The organism is Corynebacterium sp. p3-SID1056, assembly GCF_025152525.1.
Classification (GTDB): domain Bacteria; phylum Actinomycetota; class Actinomycetes; order Mycobacteriales; family Mycobacteriaceae; genus Corynebacterium.
In genome coordinates this window covers 1-23,460 of the sequence record NZ_JALXXL010000002.1, presented here as the reverse complement: position 1 = coordinate 23,460, position 23,460 = coordinate 1, and the positions used below count along the sequence as shown (strand labels likewise).

The window sequence follows — 23,460 nt, the reverse complement described above, 5'->3', positions numbered from 1 at the left end:
CCCACCAGCTTCATCGATGAGGCGCGAATTGACCTGCTGGATGCAAACAGCAATGTGGTCGATACCAGGGGCGCACGTCGCGGCCAGACCTTTACGTTCCAGGACACTCCAACCGGAGATTATAAACTCCGCGTGAGGAAAATAGGTGGATTTAACGGGGAAACCACCCAGACGTTTACGCTGCGCGCTGACGCGACGGAGACCCGCGACCTGACGCTGACCGCGCGGAAAGCGTCAGTGAAAGGCTCGGTCAAGGATGAGAATGGGCAGCCTGTCCGGGGAGCCACAGTCAGCATCAAGGGCACCGACCTCAATACACAGACTAAGACCGACGGCTCCTTCGAGATCGCCAATATCCCGGATGGTACCTACACCGTCGAGGTGGGGGAGACGAGCAAGACTGTCGGCACCACGACGTCGGTAAGCCTGAAGCCCGGGGAAGAAAAAGAGAACCTCGAGCTCCGCGTCGACTTTCACAAGCGCAACGCCACCGGCCGGGTGCTCAATGAAAAGGGCGAGCCGGTAAGCGGCGCGTCGCTGACGTTGAGCGGTAATGGGCAAGCCGATCGAACCGCGAAAACTGACGCAAACGGCAACTACACCTTCGAAGGCCTGAAGCCGGGCACGTACACCGTCGTCGTCGCGTCTTCAACCGAGCATGGTTCCGGTGGCGGGCAGCTGAATATCCAGGCTGACCGGGATACCCAGCAGGATTTCAAGGTAACCAGGAATAAGGCGACCATCACGGGTAAGGGCTCAATTGTGGGCTCCAATGACAAGCCCGCAGACGTCAAGCTTCGCCTTGTCCGCGATGGCAAGGTCGTCAGCACGGCGACCACCAATGCGAATGGCGAGTTCACCTTCGCTGGCGTTGACGCCGACACGTACGCGATCGAAATCGTCGAGGACGACCGTTTCCGCGGCGGCGCGACCGAGCAGGACATCGTGGTCAAGCCTGGCGAGACCAGGAATTTTACTCTTGAGATGGAGTACAAGGAGGCCACAGTCAAAGGTGACGTATTGCTCGACGGAAACCCTCTCCCGGGGGTGGCCGTAAAACTGACGAAGAAGGATACGAAGGAAACCTTCGACACCGAGACGAATAGTCGCGGTTTCTTCACGCGCGGCGGGCTGCAGCCCGGCACTTATGTCGCTTCCGTCGCTGGCAAGGCTGGCGAGTACGATGAGGGGACTTCGGATGAGGTGCGAATCGCGCCGGGTGAGACGAAGCCGCTCAACATCACCCTGACTAGCCTGCCTGGCAACGTGACCGGCAAGGTTACCGACAACTTCGGCAAGCCCGTTGCTGGCGCAAAGGTCACTGCGGGAAGCAAGACCGCGACCACGGGCACGGACGGCACCTACAAGATCGAGGGGCTGCCGAAGGGCGAGGTGACCGTGACCGTCGCCCGAAATGCAGAGCAAAAGTACGCGAGTGCCTCCACAGCCGTCACGATTGCTCCTTCGCAGACAAAGACTGCAAACCTCACCGTCACCCGTGACCTGGGCTCGATCGCTGGCACCGTCAAAGACGACGGCGGCACGCCGCTGAACAGCGGCGCGGCAACCATTACCGGCCCGAACGGGTTGAAGAAGGATGTCACCATTTCGCGTGGCCAGTTCCAGCTCGACGGTCTCACCTCGGGTGAGTACACGGTGAACGTGCACAAGACGAAACTGACGAACAAGACGAGCACAAAGGTCACTGTGCGCCCCGGGGAGTCTGCCGCAGCCGACCTCCAGGTGCGCCGCTTCCAGGGTAAGTACACCGTCAAGGTCTTTGATGACCTCGGCGAGGCTGTCCAAGGCGCAACCGTTGTCGTAAGCGGTACCGGCTTTAAGCAGAGCAAGCAGACCAACACTGAGGGCGCGGTGCAGTTCGATAATGTTGCGCCGGGCAAATACAGCTATACGGTGCTTGCTGCAGACGAATACGGCCAGGCATCCGGCAGCCTTACCCCGATCGTTGAAAACGCCGAGGAGACGATGAACGTCAGCGTGTCGCCGACTGACGGCCGGATTGAAGGCACCGTGCGTGATGACGCGGGCAACCCTGTTGCTGGCGCGGTCGTCAAGATCGACGGTAAGCGTCGTAGCGGTGAGCAGCAAGCGTGGTCTGGCACTGCCACTACCGATGAAAACGGTAAGTACACCGTCGATGCTGTACCGCCGGGAACCTTCGTCGCGAAGGTGGACGCAACCGATACCCGTGGCGGCGCTTCCACAGAGGTGACCGTTCGCCCGAACGAGCCCTCCGCCGGGAACCTGACGCTGCGTCGCAACGACGGCGACCTTGGCGGCACCGTTACCGATGACAACGGTTCCGCTGTTGCTGGCGCGAAGGTGGTGCTGAAGAGCGCCGACGGGAAGCAGGAGATCGACTCCACCGAAACGGGCGCAGACGGTACCTACGAGTTTGCAGGTATCCGCCCTGGCGAGTACCTCGTCGAGGTAGCAAAGACTTCCGAGTACGGTGCCGCCTCCGAAACCGCACAGGTGGACCCGGGTGTGAAGAACAATCGCGACATCCGTGTGAACCGCGCCGATGGTGGCGTGGAGGGCACCGTCGTCGAGGAGAGCGGCAACGCAGTCGCAAACGCCACCGTGACGATTTACGGTGATGGTGTTGAAGAAGAGCTCAGCACGAACGCCGAAGGCAAATTCGCCCTGACCGGGCTGCGTCCGGGCAACTATCGCGTCGAGGTCGCTGCAACGACCGAGTACGGCGCAACTGCCGGCACGTTCACCGTCGAGCCTGGCTCGACGGCAACGCTGACGCTGGAGGTCAACCGGAACAAGAGCACCGTCTCCGGCCAGGTATCCGACGATGCCCACCAGGCGATCGAAGGCGTCGACGTCACGATCAAGGATGCGCAAGGCGCGACCGTGACGATCGAGACCACGGATGCGGACGGCAAGTTTGCTGCGGAAAACCTCGCCCCGGGCACCTACACCGCGGCTATCGACGAGACGGATACGCACAACGCGGACGACAAGGAATTTACGGTCGTCGCGGGTGAGTTTACAGACCTGGTTACGCTGACCGCGGGCCGCAAGGCCGGCAACCTCGTTGGCCAGGTCGTCGATGCAGACACCGGCAAGCCGATCACTGGCGCCACGCTGACGCTGATTGCCGACGGCGCGGATGCTGCCGATGGCAAGAACATCACTGTCAATGGCAAGGGCGCGTTCGAGGTCCCGGTAGATGCGGGGAAGTACACGCTGCAGGTCGAGTCGCCGGAGTTCTACGAGCCGTACTCGGATCGCATCTTCGAGGTCGGTGCCGCGGAGAGCCTCGACCTCGGGAAGATTGCGTTGACCTCCACCGTGGGTACCATCGCGGGCACCGTGACCGATGCTGACGGCACGCCGCTCGAGAACGTTGAGGTGACCGTTCATAACCTCGAAAATGGTGCGGAGAGCACGGTCACCACCAACGCGCAGGGTAAGTACACCGCTAGCAACCGTGCTACCGGCCGCTACACCGTGTCGGTCACTGCGCCGGAGGGCTACGATGCGCCGAAGTCCCAGGAGGTCTCCGTCGAGCGCACCAAGACTGTGACTGCAGACTTCAAGGTCAACAAGACGCCGAAGGCGCCGCAGGTCGGCACCGTGTCCGGCCAGGTGCTGGATAGGGACGGCAAGGTGGTTGACGGCGCGTCGGTAGCCCTCAATCACCTGGAGTCTGGCAAGGCATACCCGGCGACTGTGAATGCGGAAGGCCGCTTCACCGCCAAGGAGCTGCCGGCAGGCGAATACTCTGTGATCGCCAGCGCTGACGGCTACAAGGCCGAGGGCAAGCCGCGCGTCAACGTTGAGGCTGGGAAGAATGCGGATATCGGTCGCATCAACCTGGTGAAGGACGCCACGCCGCAGGGTACCTTCCGCGTTGTGGTCCAAACCGGCCCCAAGGGGAAGGAGAAGCCTGTCGCCGATGCCGTCGTTGTGGTGTCGCAGGGCGAGGATCAGCGTTCCTTCGTCACGGGTACAAACGGTGAGGCAACGGGCCAGCTGCCGGAGGGCACCTACTCCGTGCGCGTCACGCCGCCTGCCGAGAGTGATTTCCTCGCGCCGGCGGAGGACACGACCGTCACCATTAAGCGCAATGAGCAATCGGATGCGTTTTTCAATCTGGATCGTCCGGTGGCGGCGTCGCCAGACGTGTCGACTGGCCGCGTGATCGGCAGCATCGCTGATGAAAACGGTGCACCGGTCGACGGCACCTCCGCGAAGCTGCGTGGCGAGGACGGCACCGTGATCGAGCTGGATGTCGACGAGAACGGCAACTTTGACGTCGACGATGTGCCGGAGGGTAAGTACACCCTGATCGTCACACCTGGCGAGGATCACCGCACCCCGCGCTACGAGAAGGTTGAGGTCAACCGCGGCGAAACCACGGACGTCGGAAGGATTACCACTCCGTCGACGGTGAAGCCGATTGATGAGAGCGACAAGGGCGAGCCGGGCACCATCAACGGCTGGCTTGTCGACGACAAGAACGAGCCGATCCCGGGCGCCACGGTGATTATCCGGGGCAAGGGCACGGACAAGGATCCGGACGGCAACCCGATTGACACCCTGCCTGCCGTGACGGTGGACGAAAACGGCCGCTTCACCACGGACGTCCTGCCGGAGGGCGAGTACGAGATTGATCTCGAGCTGCCCGAGGGCTGGGACAAGCCGGAAGGTTGGCCGAAGAGCGTCAACGTGACCGAGGACAAGCCGGAATACCAGGGCGTGATCAACGTCGTGGCACCGCGCTCGGAAGTCAAGGGCACGGTCGTCGACGGCGACGGCAACCCGATTGATGGCGTCATCGTCACCGTCACCGACTCCCACGGCGACACGAAGGAAGTCCCGGTCGACGAGAACGGTAACTACAAGCTCGATGTGGTGCCGGGCGACGCTATCGTCGAGGTCTTTACCCCGGAGGGCGTCCAGGACGTGGATCCGACGTACATTCCGGTCCGCCCGAAGGTGGATGTCGCGCTGCCGACGGTGAATCTGACGGAGCAGACGCTGAAGCTGCGGAAGCGCGTGCTGGGTTGGGACGCAGATACGCCGGAGGATGCTCCGGGCCTGCCGTCCAACGAGGAGCTGATCTACGGCTTCGTGGTGACCAACGAGTCTGATCAGACTGTGCACGACGTGAAGATCGAGGATCCCTTCGCGGATGCGGCGATCAAGGCGCCGAAGGGTTGGGACGGCTCCCTGGCACCGAAGCAGACGAAGGTCTTCACCGCGGTGATGAAGCCGCCGTACGGCAGCGGTGCGTTCGCGAACGTCGCTGTGGCTCGCGGCCACTTCAAGAACAAGGATGGCTCGCAGGGCGACATGGTCGCCTCCACCCCTGACGAGGCGTACGTGACCTTCATGGACATGTCCCTGATGAAGAAGGTCAACGCGCAGCTCGCTACCGACCCGAAGAACGCTGTGCGCATGGCGGCAGATCGTGATCTCTACTTCACCTACGAGGTTGTCAACACCGGTTCGACCCGCATGGAGAACGTGACGGTTACCGACATGATCTATGAGGGCGACAAGGATGACTTTGACCCGAACAACCCGGGTAAGGGCAAGAAGATGAAGATCATCCCGCCGAAGGGCTTCACCGGCACCCTGCGTCCGGGTGAACGCGCTGTGTTCAAGGGCGTGCTGCCCCCGCTGAAGCCGGGCACGCGTCACCACAACGCGGCGGAGGCCTCCGGTAAGGCACCGGCGGCACCGAAGCGCTCCCGGATCTTCGAGGAGGAGCCGGACTACGGCGACGATCCGTCGGGCCTGCTGGTGGTTTCCCCGAAGCAGAACATCGACGGTAATGCCCACATCATCGTGGAAGAGGGCGCGCCGCTGGCGACCTCCGATGTTCACGGCAAGCTGTTTGTCGACGCCAACACGAACGGCAAGATCGATGATGGCGACAAGCCCTACGGCGGCATGGAGATCACGCTGCACTCGCTCGACGGCATGCCCGATCTGAGCACGACGAGCGACGGCGACGGCAAGTTCGCATTCCCGGGCGTGAACGCTGGTTCGTACACGCTGCAGATGCGTAACCCGGGCGGCGTGGTGCTTGCGGAGCCGCTTGACGCGGAGAAGAACGACAACGGCATCGGCGAAAAGCTGGAGTCGAAGAAGTTCGAGATCGACGGCGAAAAGGATAAGGAGAACCTCGATGTCCTCCTCCTTGATCGTCCGCTCGAGTTCGAGCAGGAGCCGCCTGCCGACGGCAGCTCGCTGGGCAAGTGCATCAGCGAGACCTCCTCGGTAACGAACCCGGCAACGTGGTTGATCCCGATCGGCATCCTGATCGCGGCCCTGGGCGGCGCGGCAGTCCTGTTCGAGGACGAGTTCAACGCTGCGGCGGCTGAGTTCAACAAGGCGATGCCGAGCCTGAACATCCAGCGTCCGGAGTGGATGAACCAGATTTCCCGCCAGCTGGCGGAGATCGACCCGGCCGTCCCGGCTGCGGTCCTGGCTGTTGGCATCATCGGCCTCGGTGCCCTGGCGCTTGGCCTGACGTACGCCGCCTGCGAGTCCGGCAAGGACCTGAGCAGCAGCAAGGACAGCGGCAGCTCGAGCAAGAAGGACGAGAAGGAGGGCGAAACGCTCACAACAGCGGCTGAGCCTTCCCCGGCCAACGCCTAAGCACAACGCCGTATAACCCCGAAGCCCGTCGCGAAGAAACGCGGCGGGCTTTTGGCTTAGATGCAGCTGAAAAAATGACGGCGTTGTGTATTGAGAACGGCTGCCAACACGGTTACATTAGTAATGGTTTTGGGCTGGATGCGCCCAATCGCGCCGTGTAAAGAATTGTTGAGAGGTACCACATGACATTGAGAAAGCACACCGGCAAGCTGAGCTGCGTCGCGCTCGCAGCGGCGGTCGCTGGCACGTTCGCCATCACCCCCGTCGCCACCGCGCAGCAGCCGTCGTTGCTCTCTCAACTCGCGGATCTTGCGCCGAAGACTGCGCCGGAGGATCCGGCCGGTACCGGCTCCTACGCCGCGCACTTCGCGTCTGCGGGCTGGGCTTACACTGCGCTCGCGCTCAACCCGGTCAATGATCGCGTCTACGCCCTGTCCAAGGGTGAGGCGGGCAAGCCGGCCGGCCACTTGTTGCGCATCCACCCGGTCACCGGTGAGCTGCGTGACTTGGGCAAGGTGCTTGTCGACGGGGCGTTGGACCCCTCCACCACCTCCGCCGCCTTCACCAGCACCGGCACTCTCGTGCTGGACGCTGGGGACACGCTGCACACGCTCGATCTGTCGAAGGACGCATCCGGTACCCCCTTCGACGGTCCGCTGAAGTTCGCATCCCAGGATCTTGCGGTCAACGGCAAGACCGACGCGGAGCTGCCGCACGCGTGGGGCTCGGTCAGCGGTGCTGACGCGGACACGCTCTACGCGGTGAGCGCCGGCACGACCGAGGACGCGCCCTACCTGTGGGCTCTGGACGTGGAGTCCGGGCGCATGAGCGCTGAGCCGCTGAAGGTGGCTCGCGGCGTCGACGCCTCCAAGCTGGGCGAGATGAACTACGCCTACACGAACCGTGCGGGCAACCTCGTTTTCGCAGACGATCGCGCCAACACTGTCGAAGTCAAGGACGTCGATACCAACCCGCTGCTCGTGGCCGCCGCCAAGGGCAAGCGCATTACGGAGAACTACCTCAACCTCGCGGGCTTGCGCGCGGGCAGCTGGTACCGTCCTTCCTCACAGCCGCAGACCACGAGCGCAGAAGCGAAGACGCCTGCCGCGGAGCCGTCGGAGGCCAAGGAGCCTGCGACCCCGAAGGCGCAGACGAAGCTGACCGAGCCTACTGAACCGACGTCGCAAACCGAGCCGAGCACGAAGCAGGCCCCCGCAGCGCCGGTCGAAGCGACTGAGACCCCCGAGGACACTGCAACCTCTGCTGCCGCCACGCCGCGCGATGTGCTGGTCACCGTGGCCGACGAGGACGGCCGCGCCGTGCGCGACTACGACGTCATCGTGGACGAGGACCCCTCCATCTACGCCAAGACGGACCGCGAGGGCCAGGCGCGCCTGTCGCTGCCCGCCGAGCTTGGCGACGTGCAGGTTGCCGCCGGCGGCGAGCTACACCCGGTCAGCGCCGGCGAGACCACACTGCGCGTCCAGTTCCACGCGGACGAGGCGGATGCACCGGAGAAGGATGCGGCTGATACGCCTACAGAGAAAACGGCGGACGAGGACGCTGACACGGCTACCAATAAGTCTGAGACGGCCACGCCTAAATCTGAGACCCCTGAAAAGGCTCAACTTCCGGAGTATAAGGTCACGCTCACCCTCGTTGACGACGATCGAAATCCGCTCAAGTACGTAGAATTGGTGGACCAGGAAGAGGACGAGGTGGCCTCTACCAACAAAGATGGAGAAGCCGAGATCCTCATTCCGGAGGGCACGAAGTCCCTCTCTCTGAAGGTCGCGGAGAGGGATGTGCCTAAGGGGTACCAAAACGAGTACTTCACAGTGGACCGTTCGAAGGGGACCAGGAGCATTCGCCTGAAGAAGGAGACCTCCACCGCCACCGACTACCCGAAGAAGGACGTGCGCATCACCGTCGTAACCGAGGGCGGTAGCCCGGTCGGAGGTGCCGTGCTGAAGGCGGACAAGAAGATTATCGGCATCACGGATGCGGACGGCGTGGCCACGGCGGAGCTGCCGAAGGGCGACGAGCGCTACGTCTCCATCACCCTGGAGGAGGCACCGGAGGGCTACAACAACGACCGCCTCGTGTTTGACCGCTCCAAGAACTCGGGCGAGCTCGTGCTGTCGAAGGCCGAGAACAAGGACGAGAAGACGAAGCCGCAGCAGATCCTCGAGGTGATGAAGGAGGTCGAGCCGATGATGAAGACGCTCATCGGCCCGCTCGCCGCCCTCGCGGGTGCCGGCGGCGCGCTCGGCGGTGCAGCATCAGGCGGTGCGAAGAGCACCGGCACGAGCACAAGCACCACGTCTAGCACGCCTGGCCCGAGCTACAGCCGCGCCAACATGACCGGTGGCGTGTCTACCGGCCGTTCCACCAGCGCCAAGGCGAAGAAGTCTTCCGTGGTCAAGCGGACGGTAAGCAAAAAGTCGGGCAGCTCCGATTCCACGTCCGAGTCCAGCCGCGATGGGGATCTCGCGGAGACCGGTACGCCGATGACCACGGTGATCACCCTGGGCATCTTGCTGCTGCTTATCGGCGGCGCCTACATGTACGTCGGCCGCCGCCGCGAGAACGAGTAAGTTAGAACACCTCGACGCGGCCGCCGAGCGACTCGATCTGCTTGAGCTGCTGCACCCACCCCGGTGCGCCGGGGTGCAGGCGCATCACCGGACGCGAGGAGATCTTGATGGGGGAGACGGACTCGCGGCGCGCGCCCGAGCGGGCGTTCATGCGCGTGTGGGCGCGGTGTCCGGTCTCGGAAAGCTGCTTCATCGACGGTGCGGGGCCGGACAGGTCCTGGCGCGCGGTGGCCAGCAGTTCGATGTACTCGTCGAGGACGCGGACCAGGGACTCCGCGTTGGTCTCGCACATATTTCGCACGAGTGCGGGGTCGGTGCCGGCGACGCGGGTCGCGCTCTTGAAGGACCCGGCGGCCAAGGACTGGGCGAGCGTGCCGCCCTTATCGCCCACAATCGCCAGTGATTCCGCTAGGACGTGGGGCAGGTGGGACACCCGCGCTACGGCCTCGTCGTGGGGCGTGACGCGCACAGGGACGGCCTCCGCGCCGGTAGTGGCGGCGAGCTTGCATACCTGGGCGAACAGCGCGGACCAGCAGTCGGGTACGCGGTCCACCTCGAGGGCGTAGTCGTATGTGACGACCCACGCGGCGTGGTGGAACAGGCCCTCCTTCGAGGCGACCCAGCCGGAGTGCTCGGTACCCGCCATCGGGTGGCCACCCACGTAGCGATCGCCCATGCCGCGGGCGAGGACGAGCTCGTAGACCGGTTTCTTCACCGAGACGACGTCGGTAATTCCGCAATCAGGCGCGTGGAGCTGGATCGCGTCGAGGATCTCGGCGACCGCGTCGAAGGGGACGGCGATGACGATAAGGGCATCGTCGGCCTGGGCGCGCGTGAGTACGTCGACAAGCGAATTGCTCGCGTCGAAGCCGTCGCGCTGCGCGGCGCGGGTGCCGTTGCGCGAGTGGGTGTAGCCGTAGGCGGTGTGCCCTTGGGCGACGAGGTCGCGCAGCATGGAGCCGCCGATGAGCCCGAGGCCGATGATGCAGACTGGTTTGAGGCGGGTGCTTTGGTTCACACGCTTCATTCTAATGACATTGCGTCTGTGTGCCGACTACTGTGGGCGAGCATGAGCGAGGATTACGCGGGCGGCTGGGCCGTCACGGTGGCGCGGCACGAGGGTGCGTGGCAGGTCCGGGAGTATGAGGACAAGTTTTGGGACGTGGGGGCGTCGATAAGCGCGGTGCGTGCCTTGCGCAACGAGGGGCCCGCATTTGCGATGCTCAATGTGGAGGACGACTACCTGGTGGTGCTGCGGCCGGGGCCCGCGCGGGCGCTGGTGCTGCTTTCCGACGCAACGATGGCCGTCGATGACGAGTTCGCCGAGGAAGTGCTCGGCGAGGCGGGGCTCGACGCGCCCGAGATCGACCCGGACGAGCTGGACATGGTGGATGCGTGGGCCGACGGCGACTTCGACATTTTTGCAGACCTGGGGTTGTCCAACGAGCAGCTCAGCGTGCTTTTAGACGAGGACGCCGACCCGGAAGACCTCGCGTTCATGCTGGCTGATGAGCTGGGCTTCGGCGACGAGCTGGCCGACGCGCTCGGGGATGACGACTAGCGCGCCGCAGCGCCGGGCCGAGGCGCGCATGCGGGAAGCGCTCGCCCTGGCCGCTGACACTCCGCCGGGCGACGTGCCGGTGGCCGCGCTCGTCTACGCCCCCGACGGTCGGATCGTGGGCCGCGGCGTGAACCGGCGCGACGCCGATGGCGACCCTACCGCGCACGCGGAGGTCGAGGCGATTCGTGCTGCTGCTCGCGAACTCGGCACGTGGCGGCTCGACGGCTGCGAGCTGGTGGTTACCCTCGAGCCGTGCACGATGTGCGCGGGGGCGATCCTCGGCGCGCGCATACAGTCGCTGGTCTTCGGCGCGTGGGAGCCAAAGACGGGGGCCGTCGGCTCGCTTTTCGACGCCCTGCGAACCCCCCGCCACCTCCACACCGTGGAAGTCCGCGGTGGGGTGCTGGCGGATGAGGCCGCGGCGCTGCTCGGGGAGTTCTTCGGTGCGCTGCGGTGAGAACGCTTCCGCGAGTAGGGTGGGAGACGAAAGAGTCCAAGAAATTTTGTGTAAGGAGCATTGACATGGGTTTCGACGAGAAGGCAGACCAGCTCAAGGGCAAGGCCAAGGAGACCGCTGGCGATTTGACCGACAACGAGAAGCTGTCCAACGAGGGCAAGGCTGACCAGCTCTCCGGCAATGTCCGCGAGAAGCTCGAGGATGCGGGCGACGCAGTCAAGGACAAGTTCAACGAGGTTGCTGGCAAGGTCCAGGACAAGGTCGACGGCGAGAACTAGGGATTTGGTGCCGGGCACGCCCAACCGTTATTCTGTTTGGCGGTAGCGTGTCCGAGCGGCCGAAGGTACTCGCCTCGAAAGCGAGTGAGGGTAAAACCTCCGCGGGTTCAAATCCCGCCGCTACCGCCAAAGGCAGTGGCGCACCCCAGGGCAACCTCGGGGGTGCGCCACTTTTTGCTTTGCCCCTTTGGCCCGCGTGCCTCGCCCACTATGATGGGCCGAGTACTTGCACGCGTTTGTATAACCTAAGCATTCGAAGGGCCGTGTGATCTGTGGCGAAGCTTCTCTTCCGTCTGGGGCGGTGGTCGTTCCTGCACAAGTGGCGGGTCATCGTGGCCTGGCTGCTTATCCTGGGCGCAACTGCGGGCGGGGCGCTTTCGCTCATGCGCCCGTTTACCTCCGAGTTCGCGATTTCGGGTACCCCGGCGATTTCCGCGCTCGACACGCTGGAGGAGAACTTCCCCGGGCAGGGCAATGTCGCAACTGCGCCGGGCGTGAACTTGGTCTTTGCGGCCCCGGAGGGCCGTACGCTCGACGAGCCCGAGTACATGGAGGCGATGGATGACACCGTCGGCTACATTCGCGACAACCTGGAAGGCCTGACCGGCACTGAGCGCTTTGGTAACCCGGTGGCGGTGAATGCCGAGCTCAAGGACACCATCGTCGGCCAGATGACGGAGATGGGCCTGCCGGAGGAAACGGCGAAGGCGGATGCCTACAACCTGCGCATGGTCTCGGACGACGGGCGGATTGGCTACACCACCTTCGAGTTCGGCGCGGAGTCCTCCATGTCGGTGGAGCAGGCGGACCGGGACGTGGTCAACGAGGCGATGGAGCTCGGCCGCGAGGCGGGCCTGGAAGTGGAGGCCGGTGGTGCCGGTTTCGGCGACCCGATCGAGATCAATACGACTTCGGAGCTCATCGGTATCGGCGTGGCCTTCTTGGTCCTGCTGGTCACGTTTGGGTCGTTCGCGGCGTCGACAATGCCGATTGTCACCGCGATTGTGGGCGTGGGCATCGGCGCGCTGACGATTGTGCTCACTACGCACTGGGTCGAGCTCAACGACGTGACACCGGTGCTGGCCGTGATGATCGGGCTGGCCGTGGGCATCGACTACGCACTGTTCATCCTTTCGCGCTACCGGCAGGAGCGCCGCACGCTGCCCGGTCCCGAGGCCGCCGGCATGGCGGTCGGTACTGCGGGCTCCTCGGTCGTCTTCGCCGGCACCACCGTCTTTGTCGCGCTCGTGGCGCTCGTGCTCGCCGGGATCGAGTTCTTGTCCTGGATGGGCCTGGCCGCCGCCTTCACGGTGCTGGTCTCGGTCTTGGTGGCGCTCACGCTGCTTCCCGCGCTGCTGGGTTTGTGGGGCGAGCGCGCCTTCGCCGGGCGCATCCCGGGGATCGCCGGGCACGCAGGCCCGGGAAAGCGTCCGGCGAAAGATTTGGACGAAAAGTCGATGGGGCGCAGCTGGGTCAACTTCGTGCGCCGCTTCCCGGCCGCGGTCATGGCACTTGTGGTGCTGGGGTTGGGCGCACTGTCCTCGCCTGTACTCAACCTAGAGATGGCGCTGCCGTCTGACACTACTTCCAACCTGGACACCACGCAGCGCAAATCCGCCGACCTCATGGCCGAGGGCTTCGGCCCGGGGGTGAATGCCCCGTTTTTGATTGTGGTGGACGCGCATGCGGCCGACCCCTCGTCGGAAAGCCTGCAGCCCTACATGGACGCGATTCCCGACGACACGGGCGGCGCGGAGAAGGCCGCGCTGGCCTCGTTTATGTACGCGGTTGGGCAGGCCGGCACCGTCAACGGGATCGAGCACGCGCAGCTCATCGGCGTCAACGAGGACATGACCGCCGCGCAGATGGTCGCGCACCCGCAGGGCGGCCCGGAGGAGGAGTACACCCTCGATGTGGCACACGGCCTGCGCCAGACGCTGCACGAGGTCGAGGACGCGACCGGCGTGACCATCGGGCTGACCGGGCTGACGGCGGTGCAGATGGACATCACCGAGGAGCTCAGCGAGGCGATGCCGCTCTACCTGGCGATCGTGGTGGGCCTGGCGATCCTGCTCCTGATGATCGTGTTCCGCTCCATCATGGTCCCGCTGGTGGCGGGCCTGGGCTTCTTGCTTTCCGTCGGCGCGGCCTTCGGCGTGACCGTCCTGTTCTGGCAGGAAGGCCTGTTCGGCCTGGTCAACACGCCGGGGCCCATCCTGTCGTTCCTGCCCATCTTCCTCATCGGCGTCACCTTCGGCCTGGCCATGGACTACCAAGTCTTCCTGGTCACCCGCATGCGCGAGCACTACCTCAAGCTGCGCCGCGCCGGCGACCCGGACGCAGAGATCAATGCAGTGCACCACGCCACCGTCGAGGGCTTCGTGCAGGGCGCGCGCGTGGTCACCGCCGCCGCGATCATCATGATTGCGGTGTTCGTCGCCTTCATCAATCAGCCGCTGCCGTTCATTCAGATCTTCGGCTTCGCGCTCGGAGCCGCCGTGCTTTTCGACGCCTTCTTCGTACGCATGTCCCTCGTCCCCGCCACCATGTTCCTTCTGGGGCGCTCCACCTGGTGGATGCCCCGCTGGCTGGATCGGGTCCTTCCGCACGTGGACGTGGAGGGTGCGGGCCTGGAGCGCGAGTTTGAGGACCACAGAGCCACCCCCGAAGAATTGGAGCCCGCCCGATGAGCCCGATGCACACAGATCTTTCCTTTGACGTCAACACCGAGCTGGGCCGCGCCCGCACCGGCACGATCCACACCCCGCACGGCGATATCCACACACCCGCGTTTATCCCGGTGGCCACGAAAGCCACGGTGAAGACGCTGACACCGGAGCAGATCCGCGGCACCGGCGCCCAGGCCATCCTGTCCAACGCCTACCACTTGTACCTGCAGCCGGGCCCGGACATCGTCGACGAGGCAGGCGGGGTCGCCGCCTTTGAAAACTGGCACGGGCCTACCTACACCGATTCCGGCGGCTTCCAGGTCATGAGCCTGGGCGTGGGCTTTAAGAAGGTGCTGGCCATGGACGTCGCCGACCTGCACGAAAGCGACATCCGCGCCGCGAACAAGGACCGCATGGCGCGCGTGGACGACGACGGCGTCGACTTCAAGTCCTTCATCGATGGCTCCTCCCACCGCTTCACCCCGGAGGTGAGCATGCAGATCCAGCACCAGCTCGGTGCCGACATCATGTTCGCCTTCGATGAGCTGACGACCCTGGTAGATACCCGCCAGTACCAGGAACACTCCGTGGAGCGCACCCGCCGCTGGGCGAAGCGCTGCCTGGAAGAGCACGACCGGCTTACCCGCGCTCGTGCCGGTAAGCCGCTGCAGTCGCTGTGGGGAGTGGTCCAGGGCGCGCAGTACGAGGATCTGCGCCGCCAGGCGACCCGCGGCCTGTTAGAGCTTGACCGCGCGGCCCGCGAGGAGGGCAAGCGCGGCTTCGGCGGCTTCGGCATCGGCGGCGCGCTGGAAAAGGAAAACCTGGGCACCATCGTCAGCTGGGTCACCGACGAGCTTCCTGCGGACAAGCCCCGCCACCTGCTGGGCATCTCGGAACCGGATGACATTTTTACCGCCGTCGAGGCAGGCGCGGACACCTTCGACTGCGTCGCCCCGACCCGGCTGGGCCGCCGCGGAGGTGTGTACACGCTCGACGGCCGCATGAACCTCGCCGGGGCCCGCTTCAAACGCGACTTTGCCGGCGTGGACGAAGAGTTCGGCGGCTACGTCTCCGAGAACTACTCCCGCGCCTACATTCACCACCTGCTCAAGGCGAAGGAGTTCTTGGCCGGCACCCTGTGCACCATCCACAACCTGGAGTTCATGATCCGGCTCGTGGACAACATCCGCGCGGCCATCGACGCCGGCGACTACGAGGCGTACCGCGACGAGTTCATGGGGCGGTACTACGCGAATGCGCGCAAGTGACCAGGGATAACGAACTTTTCGCTGAAAAGTTAGTCGGCGATTGCCTCCAGCGGACCGGTCGCAGCTGCGCGCCGGGCCGGCCAGAGCGCGGCGAGCACGCCCACGACGAGAGAGCCGAGGAGCACGATGCCGATCATGCGCGTGGGCACGATGATCGCGGACATGCCCTGGCTCTCGAGCACGGTGAGGAAGGCCCAGCCGAGTCCCAGCCCGAGGAGCACGCCGAGGACGGCACCGAAGACGGACATCTGCACCGACTCGAGCGTGATCATGGTGCGCACCTGCCTGCGCTGCGTGCCCACCGCGCGCAGCATGCCGATCTCCTGGCGGCGCTCGATGACAGACAGCGTGAGCGTGTTGATGATGCCCAGCACCGCGATGATCACGGCAAGCGAGAGTAGTGCGTAGAGGATGAACAGCATCTGGTCGATGAGCGCTCCGGCCTCACCTGCTGCGTCTTCGGCGGAGCGGACCTGCACCACGATGTCGTGGCGCACAGCGTCCTCGAGGTTTGCGCGCAGCTTTTCGACGTCCACGCTACCGTCACCGCCGACGCCCACCATCAGGATCGTCTCCGCCTTCCACGTCGCCACCTTCGCGGCGGCCTGCGCGGAGACGACGAAGGTCTGCAGCACGTTGGAGTCCTCGAAGATGCCGCCGACGGTCACCGTCGTGGTTTCGGTGGAGACGCCGGGCGCGGCGAGCTCGAGCGTGTCACCGACCTGCCAGCCGCGCTCGGCGGCGATGTGGGAGGGCGCGATGAGCGTGTCGCCGTTCAGGTCCGCGGAGCCTTCCACCATGTTGAGCTGGAGGAGGTCGGCGGTGTCGCCGTTGATGAGGTCGGTGGCTCCCATCCGACCCAGCTGGTGGCCGTACTCGCCGTCCACCGTCACCGGTGCTTGGCTGTAGCTGGTGATGGTGCCGACCCCGGGGACGTCGGCAAGCCGCTCCGGCAGATCGCTGGGCACGGGGAAGGATCCGAGCTCAGGGCCGTAGAGGACGTAGTCGGCGCTGAACTCGCTCTTCGCCATGTCGTCGACCGAGTGCTTCATGCTCGCGCCCAGCATCCCGATTACGGTCACTAGCGCGATGCCCAGCATGAGCGCGAAGGCGGTGGTGGCGGTGCGGCGCGGGTTGCGGCTCGTGTTCGTGGACGCCAGCTTTCCGACGGCCCCGAAAGGCAGCCCGATCGCCCGCCCGAACGGCGGCACCACCGGCAGGCTGAGCGCAGGACCTGCGAGGAATAGGCCGCTAATCGCGGCGAGCGCGGCGGCCCCCACGAGTGCGGCGCGGCGCCCGGTCGAACCGTCTTCCCAGCCCATGGCGACGGCCGCGGTAGCGACGCCGAGTGCAACGAGGACGAGCCCGACGATCGTGCGTGCCTTGAGCGGTTGCGGGGTTGCGGACTCGCTGGCGCGCATCGCTTCAACCGGGCGGACCCTGCCGGCGCGGCGGGCCGGTGCGAGCGCGGAGCAGACCGTGACCACGGTGCCTACGACCAGGGGCACAAGGACTGCTTGCCAGGTCAGGCCGAGGCCGGTGTCGGGAAGCTCCATGCCGTACGCGCGCATCGCCACCTTGATCGCGGCGACCAGTCCCACCCCGCCGGCGACGCCGAGCACGGAACCGAGCGCGCCCACGAGCGCGGATTCCAGCGCGACGGAGCGCGTGATCTGACCCCGGGTGGCGCCAATTGCGCGCAGGAGCGCGAACTCCTTGGTGCGCTGCGCCACGATCATGGAGAAGGTATTCGCGATGAGGAACGTGCCCACCAGCAGCCCGACGAGCGCGAAGGCGATGAGGAAGTAGCTGACAAAGCTCAAGGCTTCGCGGATTTGCTTGCTGGTTTCCTCCGCCACGGATTCGCCCGTGTTGATCTCCAAGTCGGGGTGTGCCGCGCGCAGCGTATCCACGAGGGCTGCGGGCTCGGTGTTGTCGCCGGCAACGGTGAGCGCGGGCACCGTGTCGCCCTGGGTGTAGTACTCCGTGTACGTGTCCGGGGTGACCCGGAAGAGTAGGGAGGACTGCTGCGCGAGCTCGTGGTCGTAGAACCCGGTCACGGTGACGTCCTGTCGACCGTCTCGATCGACCAGGATCAGGTGCTCGCCGAGCGCGATGCCGTAGTTTTCCGCGCCGTTGCGGTTGACTACGGCCTCGCCGAGCGCCTCCGGCGCCCGGCCACTGACCAACTCGGTGGGCTCGCCGACGGCCTCGTCGGGGCCGTAGTAGAGGCCAAGCCGGGAGGCACCCATCTTCATCTGGATGGCTTCTTCATCCTCGCGAGCTGCGACAATAGACTTTTCGGCGAAAAGATTGGTGCGGGCCACGACGGGATCGTCCGCGATCTCGTCGGCTTCCTCCCGAGAGAGCGGCCCCTCGACCACCGCGTCCGTGCCATCTAAGACAGTGCCCACCGCCGAGTCGAAGGTGGTCGACAGCATGGCGGTAAACATCAGTGCGCCGGAGAGGAATGCGGTACCGAGCACGACGGAGAGCACGGTCAGGGCAAGGCGGAGCTTGTGGGCCGCCACGTTGCGCAGCGACACTTTCGTCATCGGACGCATGCGCTACCCCTCGATTCCGGCCATGACCTGCAGGATGGCGTCCATGGTGGGGTGTGCGAGCTCGTCGATAATGGCGCCGTCGCGCAGGAAGATGACGCGGTCGGCGAAGGAGGCGGCGCGCGCGTCGTGGGTGACGATGACGACGGTCTGGTCGTCGCTGTCGACCGCGGTGCGCAGGATCCGCAAGACCTCTGTAGAGGAGTTGGAGTCGAGGTTGCCGGTCGGCTCGTCGCCGAAGATGATCTCCGGGCGCGAAACCAACGCGCGGGCGCAGGCCACGCGCTGCTGCTGGCCGCCCGAGAGTTCGGCGGGGCGGTGGTTAAGCCGCTCGTCTAGGCCGAGACGGTGGGTGATCTGCGCAAACCAGTCCTCGTCGATGGTGCCGCCGGCGATATCCGTGGGCAGCGTGATGTTTTCCGCCGCAGTCAAGGTCGGTACCAGGTTGAAGGACTGGAAGATGAAGCCGAGGCGGTCGCGCCGTAGGGTGGTCAACGCCCCGTCGTGAAGCGAGGAGAGCTCCGTGTCGCCGAGGAAGACCTCACCGGAGGTGGGCGAGTCGAGGCCGGCCATCACGTGCATCAGCGTCGACTTGCCGGAGCCGGAGGGGCCCATGATGGCGGTGAATTCGCCCCGGCGGAACTCCACGTTGACGCCGTCGAGCGCGCGGACCTTCGTGGAGCCCTCGCCGTAGGTTTTGACCAAGTCGACCGCCCGGGCGGCGGGCACTGCTGCACGTTCCATGCTGCCTATTGTGGCACGCCGCGATTAGGGCTCGCGCAACTCCAAGGCGTTGATCATGCCGCGCAGCCCGATATCCATGACGCGGGAGCTGACCCGGAAGCCGAACTCTGGCGAGGTGTAGCGCAGGACGCCGATCGTGGCGAGCTGGGCGATGCCGTGCGCGGCGCCCCACAGCGACATCATCTGGGTGTAAAGCACCCAGGTGGAGCGCGGTCCTTCGGACTCGGAGATGGCGTCGCGGACGATGTTCATCAGGTAGGTGAACGCCTTGCCCATGTCGAAGGGCTGGGCCATGCCGCCCTCGTCGTCGAAGGAGACGGGGACGATGGAGCGGCTGGAAATCTCGATCAGCGCGACGAAGCCGGTTGGGTCCGCCAGCGCGTAGTCGATGTAGCCGAAGCCGGCGGCCTTGATGGCGGTCAGCGCAGGCGAGCCTTCGGGGACGCTCGCGGCCTGGCGGACGATGGCCTGGGTATTTGCCTCGTCAAGGTGGATCTCGAGTTCGCGCAGCAGCGCCTGGTCGCCGTCGAAAAGCTGGGTGGCGGTGTTAAACGCGATGTCCGCCCGCTGCGCCGCCTTTTTGAGGGTGAAGCCGTCGAGGCCCGCCGCCACGACCTCCTCGGCCGCGCCGCGCAGAATGGCCTCGCGGATGTCCTCCTTCGTCTCCCGCGGCAGATCCTTCGCCAGAGTGGTCCACGGCTTGGAGATCTCGCCGGGGATGGTTTCCGGGTCGAAGTGCACGATGTTGCCTTCGGCCAGGGTGTTGCACAAGCCGGAGAGCAGTGAGCCCATGGCGGCCTGGAAGGTCTGGCGCTTCGCCGTCGGCGAGAGGTGGCGCATGATGCCGAAGGTGGCGAGGTGCGCAAGCCCGTGCGTCTCGGCGAGCAGGGCGAGGGTGCCGGTGATGATCAGGTCTTCCTGGATCGGCACCTCGAGCTGGCGGGTCGCCTCGAGGATGAGGTTGAGCACGCGCGCGGTGATCGCCGGGAAGGCGTCCGGATTTAAGGGGCGCTCGATCTGCTCCTCGAAATTGGGAAAGTCCTCGACGACCTGCGAGTGGCTGTAGGCCGCAAAGTAGGTCGGGTTATCCAACGCTGCGTTGAAGTAGCCGGTGGCGTTGGCCAACACCTGCTTGATGATCGGCACGTCCGCTGGGAGCTTTGCCAGCTCGCGGTCGGCGAACACACGTAGGCGCTCATCGAGGAAGCGGCTGACCTCGGCGTAGAGGGTCGCGTCATCTGTATAGAGCGCGCGGGCCTCTTCGAGCGGGATATCTGCCTGCTCGGCGGTGCGCTGCAGCGTAAGCGCCTTCTTGTCGCCGCGGCCGAGGATTTGTAAGGCCTGGTCCAGGAGCCTGTGCTCGACTGAACCGGCGGGGGGCGCGGAGGGATCTTGTGTATTCACGTCTACAAGTTTAACCTTCGGTGGAGCGTTTCCCCATTGCATCGGGCGTGTATGGGGCGTTTTTCAAGCGCCGCTCAGCACCGATTAACCGTGGATTTAGTTCCGGGCGGAAATGCGCGGAAATCCCACAAATAGGCCGATTGGGTCTCACGCTGTGGGAAGTGTGAGACCCAATCGGGGGGAGAAGTTGGACGAGCGCTTACTCGTTACCCAGCTTGCGGTCGGCAGCGTCGCGAGCCTGGTCGATCTTGTCGGCCTTGTCCTCGCCCAGCTTGCCCTTCGCAGCGTCCGCAGCCTTGTCCAGGCCCTGGTCCGTAACCTGCTCGCCCTTGTCGGAGTTCATTGCACCCTTTGCCTTATCAATAATGCCCATTGCGCTAATCCTTTCGTTGAGTATCTACTAATCCGTTTGCCCCCTTGCGGGAACCAACGTGCCCCAACATAACGACGCCAAGCGCCCGCGTCGACCGCAGCCGTAAGTTGTAAGGAAATCGTTACCTTCTTCAGCCTGCCTGATGCTTCTCGACGCCACGCACCCACGCAATCGTCGGATACGTCAGAGGCAACAGCACAACCTCAATCAGCGTCTTCCACAGGAAGCCGACCAGGACATAGTTGATGAAGTCGCCCGGGGTGGCGATCCCAATCACGCTGGCGGCGATGGCGCAGAACAGCAGCGTGTCCAAGAATTCGCCGACGACGGTCGAGCCGATCAGGCGTGCCCACAGGCGCCCCACGCCGAAGCGGTCCTTCATCTTCTGCAGGACCCACGCATTTGAGAGCTGGCCCACCACATAGCCGGCGAGCGAGGCCAGCACGATCTGCGGCACCAGGCCGAGTACGGCGGCGAAGGTGTCCTGCATGTCGTAGAAACCTGCCGGGGGCAGCCAGATTGCGATGTAGAACGACAGCACAGCCAGGACGGCGATGCCGAAGCCGGTAAAGACGGCGCGGCGGGCCGCCTTGAAGCCGTAGACCTCAGCGATCACGTCGCCGATGACGTAGGAGATGGGGAAGAGGAAGAACGCTCCGTCGGTAATCAAAGGCCCCAATTCCACGCCCTTCTGGGCCGTGATGTTGGAGATGAGAAAGACGGCGCAAAACACCGCGAGCAGCACCGGATATGGCGAGCGGGCGGCGGGCGATGAGGAGGCAGGAGGTGTCACGAGTCAGTATTCAACCACAGGGAAGTAGTCTCGGGGCCATGTCTGCTGGAAGATACGCGCCCTCGCCGAGCGGCGACCTGCACTTTGGCAACCTGCGTACCGCGGTACTCGCCTGGCTCTTTGCCCGCCAGACTGATCGAGCGTGCTACCTGCGCATCGAGGATATCGACTCGGAGCGATCCAGCATGGACGCCGCCGCGCGCCAGATCGCAGACCTCGAGGCGCTGGGGCTGACGTTCGACCCGCCGGTGACCTACCAGTCCGACAACCACGAGCGCTACCGCGCCGCGCTGGACGCACTCGACGTCTACGAGTGCTACTGCACCCGCCGCGACATCCGCGAGGCCGCGAGCGCCCCGCACGCCCAGCCCGGGATGTACCCCGGGACCTGCCGCAATCTTTCAGAAGCGCAGCGCGAAGCCAAGCGCGCGGAGCTCGCCGAGCAGGGGCGCATGCCCGCCCTGCGGCTGCGCGCTGCGTCCGCGGAATGGAAGGTGCGCGACGTGTACGCCGGCGAGGTGCTTGGGCCGATTGACGACGTCATTCTGCGCCGCGGCGGCAACCTCAACCAGGCACAGGCCGGCGATTGGGCGTACAACCTCGCCGTGGTTGTCGACGACGGCGAGCAGGGCATCGACCAAATCGTGCGCGGCGACGACCTGCTGTTTTCTGCGCCCGCGCAGGCCTACTTGGCGCACCTGCTGGGGTATGCGCAACCGGAGTACGTGCACGTGCCGCTCGTGGTCAACGCCGCAGGTCGCCGGCTGGCCAAGCGCGACGGTGCCGTGACGCTGCGGGAGATGCTGCGCGAGCGGGAAATTGGCGAGGTGGTCGGCCAGATTGCTGCCTCGCTTGGTTGCCCCGGCGTAGAGAGCGTGCATGGGCTACTGACACACTTCGACCCAGGGGCGCTGCCGCGCGAACCCTGGGTCTGGGAGGACTAGTTGTCTGCGCTCTGGCGGGTGCCAAGCGCTGCGTCGATGCGCAGGATGCCGGAGCCGTCCGAGCCGACGAGCTCGAGCTGATCGATGATCTCGCTGACCGAGGACTCCTCGCCGACCTGCTCGTCGAGGAACCAGGTCAGCAGGCTGCGGGACTCCAGGTCGCCCACCTCGTCGGCGACGCGGGTGATGGTGCGGATCGCCTCAGAGACCTTCTTCTCGTGCTCCAGCGCTGCCTTGAAGGCCTCGACCGGGGAGGAAATCTTCGGTGCGTCAATCTCGATGCTCTTCAGCTCGACGCGCTCGCCGCGGTCCAGAAGGTGCTGGGTGAACTTCATCGCGTGGTCGCACTCTTCCCGTGCCTGTTCAGCGAACCAGTTGCTCATGCCTGGAAAGGACAACGCGTCCATCTCGTTGGCCAGGTGGCGGTAGAGGTACGCGGCCAGGTACTCGTCGGTGACCTGGTTGTTCATAACGTCGCGAAGCTTTGCGTCCATGGTGATCGTGCCTTCCGTTTGATTTGCTGGGACGGTAGGGCACCAAGCTTAGTTGGAAATGAAATGATGTGAGGAGCGTGTGACAAATTTTACGTCTACATCTTTGGCGACCTGCCGTGCCGTTGGTCGGTCCAAATGGAGCTAGCTCCGTTTGGATCAGGTGCTGGATCGGAGCGTTGACGGCCAGGGCATCGATCTTGGCTCGCCAAAGGAGGTGCGGAAAGTGCACATTGTGTCGATAAACCCCGCCCCGATATAACCCCCACAAAAACTAAGGGGACCCCACGCACCTGCCAGAGCTCGCTGACCCTTGCTGCGTTCCCGCCCTGGGGGAGTTCACAAGATAAGCACCGCGTGGGATCCTGCCCAACACTGTAGCGAACACGCCGCGCAAGCTCCAAACCTTTGCATGTGTAGTCCCATGTGCTGCGGTTTTGGAGTGGCAAGACGCTTGCGCTAAAGTATTGCACCGACGCTGTGAGCGTTACTCATTGGAGGATTCGACTAGCGGCCTATGTCACACGCCTGGAACGCGTGCGGGTAGCAATACCCTCGTGGGTTCAAATCCCACATCCTCCGCAGCTGTCCTCAGTCGCGACATAGTTGACAACTCAGTCGCGACATGGTGGACAAACCGGTGTCTTGGTTTTTATTTTTCCAAGGCACCGG

At 64.7% G+C, this 23,460-nt stretch carries 15 protein-coding genes, 2 tRNA genes and 1 other RNA gene; 10 read left to right on the top strand and 8 right to left on the bottom strand.

Features of this window, described 5'->3' with window-relative positions; genetic code table 11:
* Positions 1-132 precede the first annotated feature (132 nt).
* Both M3G14_RS01945 and M3G14_RS01940 read left to right on the top strand, forming a co-directional pair.
* Positions 133-6,648 (top strand): carboxypeptidase regulatory-like domain-containing protein, encoded by a 6,516-nt coding sequence (locus tag M3G14_RS01945; RefSeq protein WP_259924326.1) that lies wholly within the window; start codon positions 133-135, stop codon positions 6,646-6,648.
* A gap of 182 nt (positions 6,649-6,830) precedes the next feature.
* Positions 6,831-9,245, top strand: a complete 2,415-nt coding sequence (locus tag M3G14_RS01940; protein WP_259924325.1) for an LPXTG cell wall anchor domain-containing protein — start codon at positions 6,831-6,833, stop codon at positions 9,243-9,245.
* A 1-nt stretch (position 9,246) separates the two neighbouring features.
* Here the strand turns inward: M3G14_RS01940 and M3G14_RS01935 are convergent, their stop codons facing one another.
* Positions 9,247-10,272: a prephenate dehydrogenase gene (locus M3G14_RS01935; protein WP_259924324.1), complete on the bottom strand. Its 1,026-nt coding sequence runs from the start codon at positions 10,270-10,272 to the stop codon at positions 9,247-9,249.
* A gap of 42 nt (positions 10,273-10,314) precedes the next feature.
* On the opposite strand from M3G14_RS01935, the gene M3G14_RS01930 reads away from it, so the two are divergent.
* The 6 genes from M3G14_RS01930 (at position 10,315) to tgt (ending at position 15,478) form a co-directional block, all read left to right on the top strand.
* Positions 10,315-10,806, top strand: a complete 492-nt coding sequence (locus M3G14_RS01930; protein WP_259924323.1) for a tRNA adenosine deaminase-associated protein — start codon at positions 10,315-10,317, stop codon at positions 10,804-10,806.
* Complete coding sequence (locus M3G14_RS01925; RefSeq protein ID WP_259924322.1) at positions 10,796-11,263, top strand: nucleoside deaminase; 468 nt, start codon at positions 10,796-10,798, stop codon at positions 11,261-11,263. The genes M3G14_RS01930 and M3G14_RS01925 overlap by 11 nt, the downstream gene beginning before the upstream one ends.
* A 65-nt stretch (positions 11,264-11,328) precedes the next feature.
* On the top strand, positions 11,329-11,541 hold the full coding sequence (locus M3G14_RS01920; RefSeq protein ID WP_259924321.1) for a CsbD family protein: 213 nt from the start codon (positions 11,329-11,331) through the stop codon (positions 11,539-11,541).
* A gap of 41 nt (positions 11,542-11,582) precedes the next feature.
* Positions 11,583-11,670: transfer RNA gene (locus M3G14_RS01915), tRNA-Ser, on the top strand.
* Between the two features lie 143 nt (positions 11,671-11,813).
* A complete protein-coding gene (locus M3G14_RS01910; RefSeq protein ID WP_259924320.1) occupies positions 11,814-14,231 on the top strand; it encodes an MMPL family transporter in 2,418 nt (805 codons plus the stop codon).
* Positions 14,228-15,478, top strand: a complete 1,251-nt coding sequence (gene tgt / locus M3G14_RS01905) for a tRNA guanosine(34) transglycosylase Tgt (RefSeq protein WP_259924319.1) — start codon at positions 14,228-14,230, stop codon at positions 15,476-15,478. Before M3G14_RS01910 ends, tgt begins: the two co-directional genes overlap by 4 nt.
* Before the next feature lie 29 nt (positions 15,479-15,507).
* On the opposite strand, the gene M3G14_RS01900 is transcribed toward tgt, so the two are convergent.
* The 5 genes from M3G14_RS01900 to M3G14_RS01880 form a co-directional block, all read right to left on the bottom strand.
* Positions 15,508-18,042, bottom strand: coding sequence for an FtsX-like permease family protein (locus M3G14_RS01900; protein ID WP_311201339.1), 2,535 nt, complete (start codon positions 18,040-18,042; stop codon positions 15,508-15,510).
* 3 nt (positions 18,043-18,045) lie between these two features.
* On the bottom strand, positions 18,046-18,783 hold the full coding sequence (locus tag M3G14_RS01895) for an ABC transporter ATP-binding protein (RefSeq protein ID WP_259924318.1): 738 nt from the start codon (positions 18,781-18,783) through the stop codon (positions 18,046-18,048).
* A 24-nt stretch (positions 18,784-18,807) separates the two neighbouring features.
* Positions 18,808-20,187, bottom strand: a complete 1,380-nt coding sequence (locus M3G14_RS01890; RefSeq protein ID WP_259924317.1) for a TetR/AcrR family transcriptional regulator — start codon at positions 20,185-20,187, stop codon at positions 18,808-18,810.
* 199 nt (positions 20,188-20,386) lie between these two features.
* On the bottom strand, positions 20,387-20,560 hold the full coding sequence (locus M3G14_RS01885) for an antitoxin (protein ID WP_259924316.1): 174 nt from the start codon (positions 20,558-20,560) through the stop codon (positions 20,387-20,389).
* Between the two features lie 130 nt (positions 20,561-20,690).
* Positions 20,691-21,353: a queuosine precursor transporter gene (locus M3G14_RS01880; protein ID WP_259924315.1), complete on the bottom strand. Its 663-nt coding sequence runs from the start codon at positions 21,351-21,353 to the stop codon at positions 20,691-20,693.
* A gap of 38 nt (positions 21,354-21,391) precedes the next feature.
* Between M3G14_RS01880 and gluQRS the strand changes: the two genes are divergently transcribed.
* Positions 21,392-22,297, top strand: a complete 906-nt coding sequence (gluQRS, locus tag M3G14_RS01875; RefSeq protein WP_259924314.1) for a tRNA glutamyl-Q(34) synthetase GluQRS — start codon at positions 21,392-21,394, stop codon at positions 22,295-22,297.
* Here gluQRS and M3G14_RS01870 read toward each other — a convergent pair.
* Both M3G14_RS01870 and ffs read right to left on the bottom strand, forming a co-directional pair.
* Positions 22,294-22,791 (bottom strand): ferritin, encoded by a 498-nt coding sequence (locus tag M3G14_RS01870; protein WP_259924313.1) that lies wholly within the window; start codon positions 22,789-22,791, stop codon positions 22,294-22,296. The genes gluQRS and M3G14_RS01870 overlap by 4 nt on opposite strands.
* Before the next feature lie 268 nt (positions 22,792-23,059).
* Positions 23,060-23,158, bottom strand: an RNA gene (gene ffs / locus M3G14_RS01865) — signal recognition particle sRNA small type.
* A 126-nt stretch (positions 23,159-23,284) separates the two neighbouring features.
* On the opposite strand from ffs, the gene M3G14_RS01860 reads away from it, so the two are divergent.
* Positions 23,285-23,370, top strand: a tRNA-Ser gene (locus tag M3G14_RS01860).
* Positions 23,371-23,460: the final 90 nt, after the last annotated feature.